Below are 14,620 nucleotides of genomic sequence, written 5' to 3'. Positions count from 1 at the left end.
GAGGGCCGCCAGTTTAACATCATGGCGCGTCGGCGGCGGCGTTAGCGCCGCTTTAATGTTGCCCCTGGCGGGTGCGGCGCGGCCACTGCGGCGCGCGCGCCAGGCCGCATGAAGTCACGCCGTGGCCCGAACAGGAAGACGGCGCCCGCATACAGCCCCGCCAGGGGGAAGCGCACCTCCCGGAGCAACTGCTGGAAAATGGCGATCGACTGCGCGCGGGTGACGGGAATGTCGGCGCGCCACTGGCACAGCACATCATGCACGAGGCTGGCATGATACGTCGCCGGCAAGCCCAGGTGCTGCGCGCCATCGGGCGTGCCCACATAAAATAGGCCGAGCACGCTGATACAGGGCGAACAGCCATCCCAGGCATAGCCGGCGCGGATGCGGATCGCCGATTCGCGTATCGTCACCCACTCGTTTTCAAACTCTATGCCGTCAAGCAAGGGCGAGCAATAGCCATAGTCACTGCCCAGCGCATAGCGCCAGGCGTTGCCAGGCATGCCGAAATTCTTCGGCATCAGCGGCCTCCCTGCTGTGCATGCCGCCGTTGTCGCCTATATGTCGTCTGCATGGGGTTATCTTGATCATTATCAATATCAAGATTTAAACATACTCCAGCAAAAGAAGGGCAACAAGCGGCAGACTCAGGCGCGCGGCGCCGCCGTCGATTCGCGCACCACCAGTTCGGGTTTCAGGCGCACGTCGAGCACCGGGGAATCGGGCGAAGCGATGGTTTGCAGGATCAGCCGGGCCGCTTCCGTGCCGATGCCGTGGTGGCGGATGCGGATGGTGGTCAGGGGCGGACGGATCATGTCCATGTAGGGCATGTCGTTGTGGCCCACCACGGAAATATCTTCGGGGCAACTCAAACCCAATTCGCGGATGGCGTCGTAGCAGCCGAGGGCCACCAGGTCGCTGCCCGTCACCACGGCCGTCGTCCGCGGCGACTGGCGCAGCAGTTCCAGCAGGGCCGCCTTGCCGCATTCGCGCGAATAGCCGCTGCTTTCAAACACGAACGCTTGCGAGCGATCGAGTTCGCTGGCCTGGATGGCAGCCAGGAAACCGAGGCGGCGCACGTGGCCCGTGGACAGGTTTTCCGGGCCGGCGATGTGCGCGATATGGCGGTGGCCAAGCGCCAGCAAGTGTTCCACCGCCAGACGCATGCCGACCACGTCGTCGCTGACGACGCAGGAAGCGACGCCCGTCTCGTCGCTGCGGTTGACGGTAACGACAGGCACATTCTGGTCGATGCACATCTTGATGACGGGATCGTCGCGCCGCGCCGTAGCCAAAATCAGGCCGTCAACCTGCTGTCCCAGCAGGCGGTTGATGACGAACAGCTGCTCTTCCTCGTCAGCGCCCACATTGGCGACGATGGCCAGGTAGCCATGCTTGCGCAAGCCTTCCTCGATGCCCAGCAAGATCGGTGGAAAGACAGCGTTGGTAATGTCGGGCAAGACCACGCCGATGATGCGCGACTTGCGGGTGACGAGGGTGGAGGCGGCGCGGTTCGGCCGGTAGCCGAGCCGGCCCGCTTCGGCCAGCACGCGCGCGGCCACCTCGGCGCTGACCATTTGCCGCGTTGCCGGGTTCATCACGCGCGAGACGGTGGAAAAGTGCACGCCGCTAGCCCGCGCGACGTCGCTTAAGGTGGGGTTCTTGTTTGTCATGGGCTTCCCGGATCGCAATACCGTGATTTTATCGTAAAAATTCCCTATTCCGTCAAAAACCGAGCAAACGCTTGCATTGAAATAAAGCCGACGCCCAAAGCGGTTTTGACAGGCTTTAGTACAATCCAGCCTTGACAGCGTGCAAACGCTTGCATACCATGGCTCGGACTTACCACTCGGGCCTGGTTGCCCCTCACAGAATTCCTATGTCTACTTCGCACAGCAAGCACGCCGAACAGAACGGCGAAACCTTCAACCTGAAAGAAGCCGCCCTCGCCTATCATGCGGAACCCCGCGCAGGCAAGATTTCCGTCACGCCAACCAAACCGCTGGGCGACGCCCGCGCCCTGACCCTGGCGTACTCGCCGGGCGTGGCCTTTGCCTGCGAAGCCATCGTGGAAGATCCGCGCACGGCCGGCATCTATACGTCGCGCAGCAACCTGGTGGCCGTGATCACCAATGGCACGGCCGTGCTGGGCCTGGGCGATATCGGTCCGCTGGCCAGCAAACCAGTGATGGAAGGCAAGGCTTGCCTGTTCAAGCAGTTCGCCGACGTCGATGTGTTCGACATCGAACTGGCGGAGAACGATCCCGACCTGTTCATCGACACCGTGGTGCGCATGGAGCCGACCTTTGGCGGCATCAACCTGGAAGATATCAAGGCGCCCGACTGCTTCTACATCGAACAGCAATTGCGCAAGCGCATGAACATTCCCGTCTTCCACGACGACCAGCACGGCACGGCCATCATCGTCGCGGCCGGCATCCTGAACGGCCTGGAACTGGTCGGCAAGGACATCGGCAACGTCAAAGTGGCCGTCTCGGGCGCTGGCGCCGCGTCGATCGCCTGCCTGGACCTGCTCGTCTCGCTGGGCCTGAACAAGTCGCTGCTGAAAGTGTGCGACAGCCAGGGCGTGATCTACCCGGGCCGCGATGCCAGCATGGAAGAGAACAAGGCGCGCTACGCGAACGACACGAGCGACCGCGACCTGGCCGACGCCATGGTTGGCGCCGACATCTTCATCGGCGTCTCGAAGGGCGGCGTGGTCAGCGCGCAGATGGTCGAATCGATGGCCGCCAAGCCGCTGATCTTCGCCCTGGCCAATCCGCATCCGGAAATCGCGCCGGAAAAAGTGCATGCCGTGCGCGACGACGCCATCGTCGCCACGGGCCGCTCGGATTACCCGAACCAGATCAACAATGTGCTGTGCTTCCCGTACATCTTCCGTGGCGCGCTCGACGTGGGCGCCACCACCATCAATGAAGAAATGAAGCTGGCCTGCGTGCGCGCCATCGCCGCGCTGGCCAAGGAGCCGCTGCCCGGTCACGAGAGCAGCGCCCTGACGCCGCTGCAACTGATACCGTCGCCGTTCGACGAGCGTCTGCGCAGCTGGGTCGCGCCTGCCGTGTCGCAAGCAGCCATCGCCACCGGCGTCGCCACCCGCGTGCCAGCAGTCGCCTGATACGCATGGCAGGCGATCCTGCCTTGGCAAAATAACAGCAAGTTACCATTGCTTACAAAAAAACCATGGCTGAAAACCATGGTTTTTTTCATTTCCCCCTTGAGACCGCCTATATAGTTATCGAAGAGTAAATTCCCGGGTGCCGTTTTTGCTGCCCCCTTCGATTACAATGACGCCTACTTTATGTTGCTACAGTTGCCATAATGGCGACGTCGTGCGTTACCAAGGATATTCATGCTCGGCCTGACCTCTGTTTGTGTTTTTCTCTTTTCGGCATTGGCGCTGGCAGTCAACAGCGGATATTCCCTTGGCGCGCTGGTGCTGCTGCTGGCCAGCAGCTGGCTGCTGTGGAAACGCCCCCGTCTGAATCTGCAGCGCCGCGATTACCTGATGCTCGGCACGCTGCTGCTGTACTTCTTCATCTTTACCGCCAACATGCTGTATCACGCCGATCCGGCGCGCGAACTCGACATGCCCCTGCGGGCCCTGCTGGCCGCGCCCGTGCTGCTGCTGCTGATTGCCTATCCGCCGCGGCCGGAAGCGTGGTGGAGCGGTGTTGCCATTGGTGCCATCGGCGGCGCTGCACTGGCTTTTTGGCAATTCTTTGTCCATGACATTGCTCGTCCCCAAGCTGCCACGAGCAACGCCATCCATTATGGCAATGTGAGCATGCTGCTGGGCATGCTCTCGCTATGCGGCGTCACGTGGGCACGCGCGCAATCGCGCCAGCGCCTGTGGACAGTGCTGATGCTGTGCGGCTGCATCGCTGGCATTGCCGGTTCGATCATCAGCGGTAGCCGTGGCGGCTGGCTGGCATTGCCGATCTGTGTCTGCATCATCGCCCTGCATCATGCTAGAAAACACGGCAAACGTTACCTTTTCAGTGTCGCAGCCGCCTTTGTCGTATTCGGCACCCTCGTCTATGCCCTCCCCAACTCACCGGTGCGGGAGCGCAGCGTCGCCGCCATCAATGAACTGAACAGTTTCAATGATTCCGGCAACATATACTCTTCCGTTGGCCAACGCGTGGAAATGTGGCGCTCCGCGCTGCGCATGTCGGATGAAAACCTGTTGCTGGGCATCGGCCGCAATGGCTATCTGGCGCAAAAGCAGGAGCTGGCAGCCGAAGGCAAGATGAATGCCGTGGCGCGCGACTTCACGAATGCGCACAACGACTATATCGATTCGCTGGTCAAGCGCGGCATGCTGGGCCTGTTAGCATTGCTGGTGCTGTTTTTCCTCCCGCTGCGCTTGTTCACCCAGTCCCTGCGGGCGGCAGGACATGGACAAACGACACAACCCTATGCGCTGGCCGGCGTCATCCTGCTTTCCTGCTATATCACGTTCGGCTTGACGACGAACTCGCTCACCCTGAATATCGGCATCATCATGCTGGTCTTCCCGATGGTGATACTGTGGGCCATGCTGCGCCAGCAAGAACGCATTGCCTAAGCTTCCGCCTGACCGTTTTTGCTGTCCCCTGCAAGGAACCATACCGATGCTCACGCCCGACCTGAAGCGCCTCACCGCACTGCACGCGCCCTACAAGAAACACCTGGCCCTGGCCTTGCTGGCGATGGTCGTCACGGCGGCGACGGAACCGCTGCTGCCGTATGCGCTCAAGCTGCTGCTCGACAATGGCTTTGGCGGCAAGGTGAATTTTTCCTTCTGGCTCGTGCCGCTGATCGTCATCGGCATCTTCGCCATGCGCGGCGCGTCGACGTTTGCCAGCAGCTACCTGATGAGCTATGTCTCCACGCGCATCCTCAACGAGTTGCGGCGCAGGATGTTTGCCAGCATGCTCAACTTGCCCATCGACTTCTACAACACCCACACGGTGGGCAAAGTCATCAACTCCATCATGTTCGAAGTGCAGCAGATCATCGAGATGGTGACCAAGGTGTTTACGTCGATCGTGCGCTCCTCGCTGACCGTGCTGGGCCTGCTGGCGTGGCTGCTGTACCTGAACTGGGTGCTGACGCTGGTGACCCTGGTGCTGCTGCCCCTGCTGACCATCGTCGTGCGCACCACAGGCAAGCGCCTGAAAAAACTCAACCGCGACTCCCTGGCCGTCAACGCGGAGCTGACCCAGGTCATCGAGGAAACCACGCGCGCCCAGCAAGTGATCAAGATCTTCGGCGGCCAGGACTACGAAAAGTCGCGCTTCGAAGAGCGTGCCGAGCAATTGCGCCGCTACAGCATGCGCATGACCACCACTTTTTCCGCCACCGTCCCCATCACGCAGGTGATCACGGCCGCCGCCGTGGCCCTGGTCATCGTGATGGCCCTGTTCCAGTCGGAGCAGGGGCAGATCACGGTCGGCGGGTTTGTGTCCTTCATCACGGCCATGCTGATGCTGCTGACGCCCTTGAAGCAACTGGCCGAAGTCAACGGCCCTCTGCAGCGCGGCATGGCCGCCGCGGAAGAAGTCTTTTTGCTGATCGACAAGACGCCGGAGCGCACGGGCGGCCAGCCGCTCGCCGGGCGCAGCAAAGGCCGCATCGAGTTCAGGGACGTGAGCTTTGCCTATCCCGGACATCCGGAACCGGCGCTGCAACACATCGATCTGAGCATTGCGCCAGGACAAACGATCGCCTTTGTCGGCATGTCCGGCGGCGGCAAATCAACCCTGGTCAGCCTGCTGCCCGGCTTTTACTCGGCCAGCAGTGGCGAGATCTTGCTCGATGGGCAGAATATCGATACCATCGCCCTGACGAGCCTGCGCAGCCAGATCGCCATGGTCAGCCAGCAAGTCGTATTGTTCGACGATACCCTGGCCGCCAATATCGCGTATGGCGATGCGGCGCCGGACCGGCAACGCATCGAAGCGGCTGCGGCCGCCGCCTTCCTGTCGGACGTCATCGACGGCTTGCCCGACGGCCTGGAAACGCGCTTGGGCGACAACGGCTCGCGCCTGTCCGGCGGCCAGCGCCAGCGCGTGGCCATCGCCCGCGCGATCTACAAGGATGCGCCCATCCTGATCCTCGATGAAGCGACCTCGGCACTGGATACGGAAGCGGAACGGGCCGTGCAAGCGGCGCTGGAACATCTGATGCAAGGTAAAACCACCCTCGTTATTGCGCATCGCCTATCAACAATTGAACGTGCGGACCGTATCGTGGTATTGTCACATGGGAAAATAATGGAAACCGGCAGTCACCAGCAATTATTGGATGCCAATGGCGCCTATGCCAATCTGCATCGCCTGCAATTTTCCCAGCAAGTGGCTTGACACCATCGAATGAATACCTGAAATCGTACTGATACATGACGCCTTTGATTCCCGCCGAACTTCTACAAAAGTCGGACAAAATTCTTTTCATCGCCCATCTGGCGCTGGGAGACTTTACCTACCTGCAAAACGGCTTCCGCGCCTTCGCCGCGGCCTATCCCCATATTCAGATCCACCTGTGGGTCGACGAAGTGCGCCGCACGTCCGACGCGAAACAATGGGAAAGCCTGCGCACCTATTCGCTGTATGACTGGGTAGAGCAGTCTGGCCTGTTCGCCAAGGTGTACCGCAAGACCTACAGCCCGGCGCTCTACGAAGAGTCACTGCGCGAAGCCAAGGCGGAACACTATCCTGTCGTCGTGTCACTGGCCCACGTACGGCCACAGCAGTACGCGGATCTTGCCCGCGCGATCAGCCCGAACGGGCTGGTGATCGGCACGCGCAAGCCGTTCAGCCCACTGCGTCCCTGGCATTACCTGGCCTATCGCAAGATCGATGCCGTGCTGGCCTCGTATGCGGGACAGGATGCCGGCGAGCACCATATCAGCAGCGTGTATGCGGACTGGTTCCATCAATTGACGGGAATCGACATTCCCGTGGCCGAACGCTATCCCTTCGTGCACATTCCCGAGCAGGCGCTGCAGCAAGCGCAGGCGCAGCTGGCCACCTGGGGCTTTGCCCCGCGCCAGGGTCCGCTCGTACTCCTGAACCCGTTTGCCAAGTCGCACAAGCGCGGCTGGCCGCTGGAACGCATCGCCGAGCTGATCGCGCGCATGCAAGCGATGCCGAAGTGGAAAAATGCCTGCTTCCTGATCAATGCCATGCCGCAGGAACTGGCCAAGGTCGATGCCGTCGTGCAGGCGCGTGGCTTGCCGCGCACGCAAGCCTTCAGCGCTGTCGACAACTTTTTCCAGCTGCCCGCCATGCTGGCGCAATGCGACCTGATCATTTCGGTGGAAACATCGATCATGCACCTGGCGAACGCCGTGCATGTGCCGGTGGTGGCATTGATGCGCAAGAAGAATCCGGAATGGGCGCCGTTCGACAGCGCCAACAGCACCGTCATCACGGTGGCGCGGCGCAGCGACTGGGTCAAGGCGATCTCGGTCGACCAGGTATTGCAGACCATCGCCTAGACAACGCTGCAGTGGCTAACCGGTGCCCAGCATGCTGATGCGCACCAGGTCGGCCACATTGTCGACGCCCAGCTTGTCCATCAGGCGCGCCTTGTGCACTTCCACCGTGCGCACGGAAATGCCCAGTGCCGGGGCGATATCGCGGTTGTGCTGGCCTGTCACCACCAGATGCATCACTTCCCGCTCGCGTGGCGTCAAGGCGCGCAGCAAGGCTTGCCCCTCCACCTGGCGCAGCAATTGGCCACGCGCATGCGCCTCGCGCGAAAACGCCTCATCGATAGCTGCCAGCAACTTGTCGTGATCAAACGGTTTTTCCAGGAAATCGCTGGCCTGCGCCTTGAAGGCCTGGCGTGCCAGGGCGACGTCGCCGTGTCCCGTGATAATGATGACGGGCAGCATGCATTTGAGCTCCAGCAAGCGGCGCTGCAGGCTCAGGCCATCCATGCCCGACATGCGGATATCGACCAGCAGGCAGCCAGCCCACTCGGGACGCCAGCTGTGCAGGAAATCCTCGCCGCAGGAAAACAGGGCCGTGCGGTAGCCGCGTATGCCCAGCAGCAAACCCAGCGCATCGCGCACGGCGGGATCGTCGTCGACGATAAACACCGTCAAATTACTTGTCACCATACTCTCCTGTAGCGGCCGCACTGGCGCGCGCCAGGGGCAGGACAAAACGAAAAATGCCATGCTTGCCCACTTCGGCCCATAGCTGGCCGCCATGCGCTTCGACGATGCTGCGGCTGAGCACCAGCCCCAGACCCAGGCCGCTGGCCTTGCTCGAGACAAACGGTTCGAACAGGCGCGCCGCCAGGCTATTGGAAATGCCGGGGCCGCTATCTTCCACGGACAGGCGCAGCCGCCCGCCTTCGAGCCGCTCGGCCGAGACTGTGATGCGGCGCCGTCCGCGCGGCTGCCCCATCACCGCATCCTGCGCATTGGCCAATAAATTACGCAACACCAGCTCGATCTGCAGGCGGTCGGCGTTGACGGCCAGCGGCGACGGCGGCACCAGCACCAGTTCGATGCCATGTTCATGGAACAGCGGCGTGAACTGGCGCGCCATGCCCTCGATCAAGGCGCTCGCCTCCACCGCTTCAAGCTGCATCGCGCCCGTGCGGAAAAAGTCGCGCAGGCGGCGCACCACGTCCGCGGCGCGTCCCGATTCCACGATCATGTGCCCCACCGCGCCCTGCAGCAAGGCGCCCGTCTCGCCCCGCTCCAGCAAGTATTCGCACGCCTTGCCATAGGTCGACAAGGCCGTCAGCGGCTGGTTCAGCTCATGCGCGAGCGCGGCCGCCATCTCTCCTGCGGCCGCCAGGCGCAGCGTGTGTTTCAGTTCGTCGGCCACCTGGCGCATCTCATCGACGACGATGCCGATAAAAAATCCCACCAGCGCCAGCACGGCATCGAGCAGTTGCAATTCATAAAACTGGATATCGACCGCATGCGTCCATTTCACCAGGGTGATGATGCACAGTTGCAATACAAACACGGCCAGCACGGCGCCATGCAATCCCTGGCGCGAGGCGGCCCAGATCACGGGGAGAAACAGGAAGTAGAAATGCTTGTATTCGGAACGCACGATGGAACCGAAGAGGCTCCACAGCACAAAACTGGCGAGTGCCAGATACGCCAGGGTTTCCCAGCGCCAGACGGCGGCATGCAGGCGCTCGCGCCCCCGTTCGCTGAACAGCACCCAGATCAGCGGCATCGACACCAGCATGCCGACCATGTCGCCGATGCCGAAACGCCAGACTGCCGTCCCCCATTCGCCGGCCGGGATGCGTCCCGTCAGCGACAGCAGGGAAATATAGCCGAGCGCATTGAGCACGGTGCCAAACAGCACGATGGCGACCCAGGCGCTCAGGCGGCGCCGGTTGTCGAAGATGTCGCTGCTGCTGAAACTGCGGCGCAAGACTGCGCCCATACTGCCATAGCCGAGCACCAGCCACGCCGAACAGAGCAAGGTCAGGGGCAAGCCTGCCGGCATGCCGCGCACCAGTACCTCGCCTGCCACCAGGGCGATAAACCACGGCAGCGCCGCCTTGCGGCCGTGGATCAGCCAAAATACCAGGCCCAGCGCGGGATCGGGATTCCAGGGGGTGATGTTCAGCCCGTACATCGGGTCAATATACGTGGCCCAGTCAAACAGCAGATACAAGCCGACAAAGGCGGGATACGGCAGGTAGCGGGACAGAAATAGGCGCATAACGGTGTTTTTTTAACTGTCCCGCATTATGCATCGCAAGCGTGCGCCACGCCATGCCAACTTGCGTTATAAGCACATGAAATAATTTTCATGCAATATCGCAAGGCACGCAGGCGGCGTCAGGCTTCGGCCAACGGCAAGCGCACTTCCACCAGCAAGCCCAGGCCGCCATTCCCTCTGTGCAACTGAATCGTGCCGCCGTGCTGGCGCACGACGGAAGCGACGATGGACAAGCCCAGGCCGCTGCCTGGCTGCACCTGCTGCGGCGCGCGGAAAAAGCGGTCGAACACGCGTTCATACAGGGCCGGCGCGATGCCCGGCCCCTGATCGGCCACATGCAGCACGGCCTGGCCTCGCTCCGCGTGCAGCGACACCGTCACGCTGCTGCCGCGCGGGCTGTACTTGATGGCGTTTTCCACCAGATTGTCGATCAGCGAGACCAGGCTCTCGCGCTGTCCGGCCACGCTGAGCGAAACGCTGGCTTGCAACTCGAGTTCGATATCGCCCGCCTGGGCCAGGCCGGACAGGGCCGCCAGCCGGTCTTGCAGCAAGGTATCGAGCGCCTGCCGCCGCGGCAACTCGCCCCCGCCCGCCTGCACTTCGCTGCGCGTCAGCTGCAGCAGCTGGCCCACCAGGCGCGCGGCCCGGTTGCCGCTGTTCAAGATACCGTCCAACAGCTCTTGCTGGCGTGCATCATGCGCCTGCCCCTGCAAAGCCTCGACATTCACGCGCATGGCCGCCAGCGGCGTGCGCAGCTCATGCGTGGCATCGGCGATGAAGCTGCGTTCGCGCGAGGCACTGGCATCGACCCGCTGCAGCAGGGCATTGATATTGTCGACCAGCGCCGCCAGTTCGCCATGCGGCGGCTTGAACGCCAGCGGACGCAAATCCTGCGGCCCGCGCGCCGCCACCTCCTGCGCCACCTTGCGCCACGGGCGCATGGCAAGGCGGATCGACAGCCAGGCCGGCACCAGCAGGAACGGCAGGCTGATCAGCAACGGCAGCAGGTAGTAGCCACGTGAATTGATCGTGACGAAAAATTGCCAGGCGCCCCCCACTTCCAGCACGGTCACGCGGGTTGTCCCTTCGGCCAGGCTGCGGCTGCGCCAGGCCTGGCCCTTGATGTACACCACTTCCATCTGCTCGGGGCCGGCGCTGCGGATGCCGCTGGGCGCCGCGGGGGACTTGTAGACCAGTTTGCCTTCGCGCCAGACCAGGATGCGCGGCGCCAGCTCAGGTACCTGGCCCATTTCAAATTCCTCGCGCAAGGCTTCGTCGATCGCGCGCAAGCTTTGCTCCTGGCGCTGCGGCTGCTCGGCCAGGTTATCGGCCACGCTGATAATGGCGTGCAGGACGCCGCGGCTCACCGTGCTCGCTTCGCTCGTCCCCTCGAACAGCACATACGCCACGGCCAGGCTCCACAGCACGGTCAGCATCAGCATTTGCGCCATCATCAGGCGGCGCACCAGGGTAGGCCGGCGCAGCATGGCCCAGAAACGCCCCATCATGCGCCAGCACCCGGCGGGGGGGATGTCTCGCCCTGCTGGTCGATGACATAGCCAACGCCGCGCACGGTACGGATATAACCTTCGCCTATCTTGCGGCGCAGGTTGCCCATATGCACATCCAGGGTATTGCTGGCATTGGCCAGCCCGCCGGGCAGGATGTGCTCTTCCAGCACGCGGCGCGTGATGACCCGGTTGGCACGCATCAGCAAGGTCTTCAGCAGGGCATATTCACTGGCCGTGAGCTCCACGGGACGGCCATGTACGCTGACCCTGCGCGTGGGCACTTGCAGCAGCAAGCCGCGCAATTCGATGGTGTCGCCATCGAAGCCATAGCTGCGGCGTGCCAGGGCGCGCACGCGCGACAGCAGCTCGGCCAGCACGAACGGCTTCACCAGGTAGTCATCGGCGCCACCGTCCAGGCCACGCAAGCGCTGTTCCAGCGTATCGCGGGCGCTGAGGATCAGCACCGGCAGGCGCGCCGCGCGCAGCCGGGCCAGCAAATCGAGGCCATCGCCATCGGGCAAGCCCAGGTCCAGCAGCACCAGTTCGCAACTGTCGTGCTCGATGCTGCGCGCCGCATCCTCCAGGCTGCGCACCCAGACCACTTGCATGCCCTGGTCGCGCAGGGCAATCCGCACGCCATTGCCCAGGTCCATATCGTCTTCAATCAGCAGTATCTTCATGGGGAGTATTAAACCACCGCAAGCTGAAGAATGGGTAAAGAAGCGTTCTTCATCCAATCTTAATAAAAGGCTCATTTTTCCTTCATGGCAAGGATGAATACTGTCGGCTGTCAATCGAGCCACTCCGGACTCGGTTCTCCACCTGACGGAAAACTCCATGCACGCATCTACAACCTTGTTGACTTCGCTGGCACTGGCCTGCGGCCTGAGCTTGAATCCCCTGGCCGCCGCGGCGGCCGAACCGGCGTCGGAAAATGTCTTCACCATCGGCGGCGGCGTCGCTGCCGTGTCCAGCTATTCCGGCGCTGACAAGCTGTCGGCCTCGCCGCTAATCATCCTCGACTACGCCATGGCCAATGGCTTGTTCTTCAGCACTTCGCGCGGCATCGGTTATGGCGGCCAGGCAGGCCCCTTCAGCTACAGCGCCGCGCTGGGCTACCGCGGCAATCGCGAAGACCACAAGCGCAATGGTGCCAACGGCTGGGGCGGCAGCGATTATCTGAAGGGCATGGGCGAAGTCAAGGGCAACGCCAGCGCCCTGCTCAGCGCGGGCTATTCGCCCTTGCCGGGCCTGTCGTTGAGCGTGTCGAGCGACATTCCCCTGTCGAACCGCGAAAACGGCGCCAATGTGCATTTCGGCGCGACAGGCCAGATCTACGGCCGGGCCGATGCCAAGGGCGTGCAGCAAGACAGCGTGAACATCAGCGGCCAGCTGGGCTGGGGCGAGCGCAAGTACGTGCAGACCATGTATGGCGTGACGGCCACCCAGGCGGCGAATACCTCGTTCAAGCAATACACGCCCAAGGGCGGTTTCTATGAAGCACAGGCCACCATCAACTGGGAGCACCGCTTCGATGCGCGCTGGGGCATCAATACCCTGGTCGGCGTCGAGAGCCGCCTGGGCGACGCGGCCAAGAGCCCCATCGTGCAGCGCAAGACATCGCCGATCGGCGCCGTGTATGTCACCTACCGCTATTAAGACCGGGACGACATAAGGGGAACCCGTACGCTGTTTCGCCAATTTACACAGGGGGGTGGCATGGATAACATGAGACGGTTTTCCGACTATGGCCATCCCTTCCATGCATGCATCGCGCCTTGCCCCGCAACGTCACCGCGCCCCAGACAGCGCCGCGGGCGCGGGCGGCAAGCCGGGCCAGGATACCTTGCTGCTGCTCTTGCCCGTCAAGCGCGCCAGCGACATCATCTACGGCGCGCGCTACGCCAGGCGCTTGCAGGAATGGGGCATCCAGGTCAGCGTCAGCCTGCTGCACGTGACAGCGGCGCCACCGCGCCAGGCCGATGGCTTGCCCAGGCACAGCGCCGGCGCATGCCATGCGCTGGACCCGGCCACGCAGCAGATGATGCACGAGGCGGGACTGTATCTGAGCCGTTCGCAGCTCGCCTTCAGCACGCATATTGTCGCCGGCGAGCTGCTGTTTACGATCCTCGATACGGCTGAACTGCTCGGCTGCCACGAAATCGTCCTGCCGGCCCTGCGGCACAGTCCCTGGCAGCGCCGCTTTGCCGGAGCGCTGGCACGCAGGCTGGCGCGCGCCACGCGTAGCGCCACGGTCTTGCTGGCCGATACCGACGGCATGAGCGGACCGCCGCCTGCCTGAAGCGCCGCCGGCGCCAGGCCCATCCACATACACATGGAACCCTTTGATGACACAAGCCATTACCCTGCACGCAGGCCTGAGCAATATGCCGCCAGGCATGTCACGCGTGCGCGAGCTGCTCAAGCTGCAATTGCGGGCACAGCTGCAGCACCGGCAGACACGCATCTGGCTGCAGCTGCTCAATTCCCATCCCGTGTTCCAGGACTTGCTGCAAGCCTATCCGCGCATGATGCACAAGGTGTACCGCCACTACCTGAGCACGAACCTGTCGTGCCGCCAGCGCGTCGCCTTGCTGGTCGAGCACTATCATTTCATCCTGCAACAAGGCTGGGGCAAGCTGATGACGCAGGCGGCGCGCGCCCCCGTGCGCCTGGGTACCGTACCGGGAAAATCGGGCGCGCCCTACCACCTGCAGCTGTGTTCGCTACAACCGATGGACCGCGAAGGCGAGATGGTATTGCAACTGGCACATGGCGATGACGTGATCTACTCGGTCGCCTTTACCTTCTTCGGTTCCCGCGCGCGCGCCAGCATGGGCGTGGGCATCGGTTGCATCCAGGGTCCGCGCGGTGCGGAAGGCTTGCGCCGCGTGCGCGAGGCCACGCGCGATCTGCATGGCATGCGCCCCAAGGCCCTGATGGTGCGCCTGGTGCGCCAGCTGGGACATGAACATGGCTGCCGCAACATGGTACTTGTAGGTAACGCCAACCGCGCCGTCCACCATTCCGCCAAAAAGGGCCGTTTGTTCGCCGACTACAATGCCCTTTGGCAAGAACTTGGCGCCCAGGCACGCAAGGATGGCGATTTTGAGCTGCCATGCGAAAATCTGCCCCTGCCTGCCCTGGAAGACATTCCGTCAAAAAAACGCTCGGAAGCACGCAAACGCCACGAACTGACGCTGGCCATGATCGGCAGCCTGCGTAGCGGCCTCGACGCCCATCGCAGCCCGCTGCAGGTCGCCACGGCAGGCACTGCGGCAGCCGCCAACGAGGCACGGCAAGCGGTAGATATGGACGACGAAGACTACGCTTCCGCCGCCGCCTGAGCACCGCCCCTCCTCCTGCGGCACACGCTTCAACCCGTGCGCGGCACAA

General features: G+C 62.8%; 12 protein-coding genes and 1 pseudogene. 7 read left to right on the top strand and 6 right to left on the bottom strand.

Annotated elements, in window-relative coordinates; all coding sequences use genetic code 11:
* Window positions 1–41: 41 nt before the first annotated feature.
* Together BLT98_RS12445 and BLT98_RS12440 are read right to left on the bottom strand one after the other, a co-directional pair.
* Window positions 42–521 carry a hypothetical protein gene (locus BLT98_RS12445; protein WP_052140504.1) on the bottom strand — a complete coding sequence of 160 codons (480 nt, stop codon included), beginning with the start codon at window positions 519–521 and terminating at the stop codon, window positions 42–44.
* 126 nt (window positions 522–647) lie between these two features.
* Entirely contained in the window at window positions 648–1,673 is a 1,026-nt protein-coding gene (locus BLT98_RS12440) for a LacI family DNA-binding transcriptional regulator (RefSeq protein WP_034786474.1), read from the bottom strand.
* 206 nt (window positions 1,674–1,879) lie between these two features.
* Between BLT98_RS12440 and BLT98_RS12435 the strand changes: the two are divergent.
* From BLT98_RS12435 to BLT98_RS12420, 4 genes and pseudogenes are all read left to right on the top strand, one after another.
* Window positions 1,880–3,118 (top strand): annotated as a pseudogene (locus BLT98_RS12435) (malic enzyme-like NAD(P)-binding protein); the annotation flags it as partial.
* A gap of 252 nt (window positions 3,119–3,370) precedes the next feature.
* Complete coding sequence (locus tag BLT98_RS12430) at window positions 3,371–4,588, top strand: O-antigen ligase family protein (protein WP_070254276.1); 1,218 nt, start codon at window positions 3,371–3,373, stop codon at window positions 4,586–4,588.
* Between the two features lie 46 nt (window positions 4,589–4,634).
* A complete protein-coding gene (gene msbA / locus BLT98_RS12425) occupies window positions 4,635–6,368 on the top strand; it encodes a lipid A export permease/ATP-binding protein MsbA (RefSeq protein ID WP_092608106.1) in 1,734 nt (577 codons plus the stop codon).
* 35 nt (window positions 6,369–6,403) lie between these two features.
* Entirely contained in the window at window positions 6,404–7,504 is a 1,101-nt protein-coding gene (locus BLT98_RS12420) for a glycosyltransferase family 9 protein (RefSeq protein WP_070254278.1), read from the top strand.
* Window positions 7,505–7,519: 15 nt separating this feature from the next.
* Here BLT98_RS12420 and BLT98_RS12415 read toward each other — a convergent pair whose 3' ends face one another.
* The 4 genes from BLT98_RS12415 to BLT98_RS12400 form a co-directional block, all read right to left on the bottom strand.
* Window positions 7,520–8,131 carry a response regulator transcription factor gene (locus BLT98_RS12415; protein WP_034786674.1) on the bottom strand — a complete coding sequence of 204 codons (612 nt, stop codon included), beginning with the start codon at window positions 8,129–8,131 and terminating at the stop codon, window positions 7,520–7,522.
* Window positions 8,118–9,713, bottom strand: a complete 1,596-nt coding sequence (locus BLT98_RS12410; RefSeq protein WP_070254279.1) for an ATP-binding protein — start codon at window positions 9,711–9,713, stop codon at window positions 8,118–8,120. Before BLT98_RS12410 ends, BLT98_RS12415 begins: the two co-directional genes overlap by 14 nt.
* Window positions 9,714–9,832: 119 nt before the next feature.
* Window positions 9,833–11,221, bottom strand: coding sequence for an ATP-binding protein (locus BLT98_RS12405; RefSeq protein ID WP_081345478.1), 1,389 nt, complete (start codon window positions 11,219–11,221; stop codon window positions 9,833–9,835).
* Window positions 11,218–11,904 (bottom strand): response regulator, encoded by a 687-nt coding sequence (locus tag BLT98_RS12400; protein ID WP_070254281.1) that lies wholly within the window; start codon window positions 11,902–11,904, stop codon window positions 11,218–11,220. The genes BLT98_RS12405 and BLT98_RS12400 overlap by 4 nt, the downstream gene beginning before the upstream one ends.
* Window positions 11,905–12,061: 157 nt before the next feature.
* On the opposite strand from BLT98_RS12400, the gene BLT98_RS12395 reads away from it, so the two are divergent.
* The 3 genes from BLT98_RS12395 to BLT98_RS12385 all read left to right on the top strand — a co-directional run bounded on the left by BLT98_RS12395 (window position 12,062) and on the right by BLT98_RS12385 (window position 14,571).
* Entirely contained in the window at window positions 12,062–12,883 is an 822-nt protein-coding gene (locus BLT98_RS12395) for a MipA/OmpV family protein (RefSeq protein ID WP_092608104.1), read from the top strand.
* An 88-nt stretch (window positions 12,884–12,971) separates the two neighbouring features.
* Window positions 12,972–13,526: a universal stress protein gene (locus tag BLT98_RS12390; protein ID WP_070281447.1), complete on the top strand. Its 555-nt coding sequence runs from the start codon at window positions 12,972–12,974 to the stop codon at window positions 13,524–13,526.
* Between the two features lie 46 nt (window positions 13,527–13,572).
* Window positions 13,573–14,571 (top strand): VirK/YbjX family protein, encoded by a 999-nt coding sequence (locus tag BLT98_RS12385; protein WP_092608102.1) that lies wholly within the window; start codon window positions 13,573–13,575, stop codon window positions 14,569–14,571.
* Window positions 14,572–14,620 lie beyond the last annotated feature (49 nt).

The sequence above is a fragment of the Janthinobacterium sp. YR213 genome, from assembly GCF_900099875.1.
Classification (GTDB): Bacteria; Pseudomonadota; Gammaproteobacteria; order Burkholderiales; family Burkholderiaceae_D; genus Janthinobacterium; species Janthinobacterium lividum.
This window is presented reverse-complemented; position numbering and strand designations above follow the sequence as displayed.

Coding starts and splice junctions, on each gene's coding strand:
- BLT98_RS12445 (WP_052140504.1), bottom strand. CDS start 521: ATGCCGAAGAATTTCGGCATGCCTGGCAACGCCTGGCGCTATGCGCTG.
- BLT98_RS12440 (WP_034786474.1), bottom strand. CDS start 1,673: ATGACAAACAAGAACCCCACCTTAAGCGACGTCGCGCGGGCTAGCGGC.
- BLT98_RS12430 (WP_070254276.1), top strand. CDS start 3,371: ATGCTCGGCCTGACCTCTGTTTGTGTTTTTCTCTTTTCGGCATTGGCG.
- msbA (WP_092608106.1), top strand. CDS start 4,635: ATGCTCACGCCCGACCTGAAGCGCCTCACCGCACTGCACGCGCCCTAC.
- BLT98_RS12420 (WP_070254278.1), top strand. CDS start 6,404: ATGACGCCTTTGATTCCCGCCGAACTTCTACAAAAGTCGGACAAAATT.
- BLT98_RS12415 (WP_034786674.1), bottom strand. CDS start 8,131: ATGGTGACAAGTAATTTGACGGTGTTTATCGTCGACGACGATCCCGCC.
- BLT98_RS12410 (WP_070254279.1), bottom strand. CDS start 9,713: ATGCGCCTATTTCTGTCCCGCTACCTGCCGTATCCCGCCTTTGTCGGC.
- BLT98_RS12405 (WP_081345478.1), bottom strand. CDS start 11,221: ATGATGGGGCGTTTCTGGGCCATGCTGCGCCGGCCTACCCTGGTGCGC.
- BLT98_RS12400 (WP_070254281.1), bottom strand. CDS start 11,904: ATGAAGATACTGCTGATTGAAGACGATATGGACCTGGGCAATGGCGTG.
- BLT98_RS12395 (WP_092608104.1), top strand. CDS start 12,062: ATGCACGCATCTACAACCTTGTTGACTTCGCTGGCACTGGCCTGCGGC.
- BLT98_RS12390 (WP_070281447.1), top strand. CDS start 12,972: ATGGCCATCCCTTCCATGCATGCATCGCGCCTTGCCCCGCAACGTCAC.
- BLT98_RS12385 (WP_092608102.1), top strand. CDS start 13,573: ATGACACAAGCCATTACCCTGCACGCAGGCCTGAGCAATATGCCGCCA.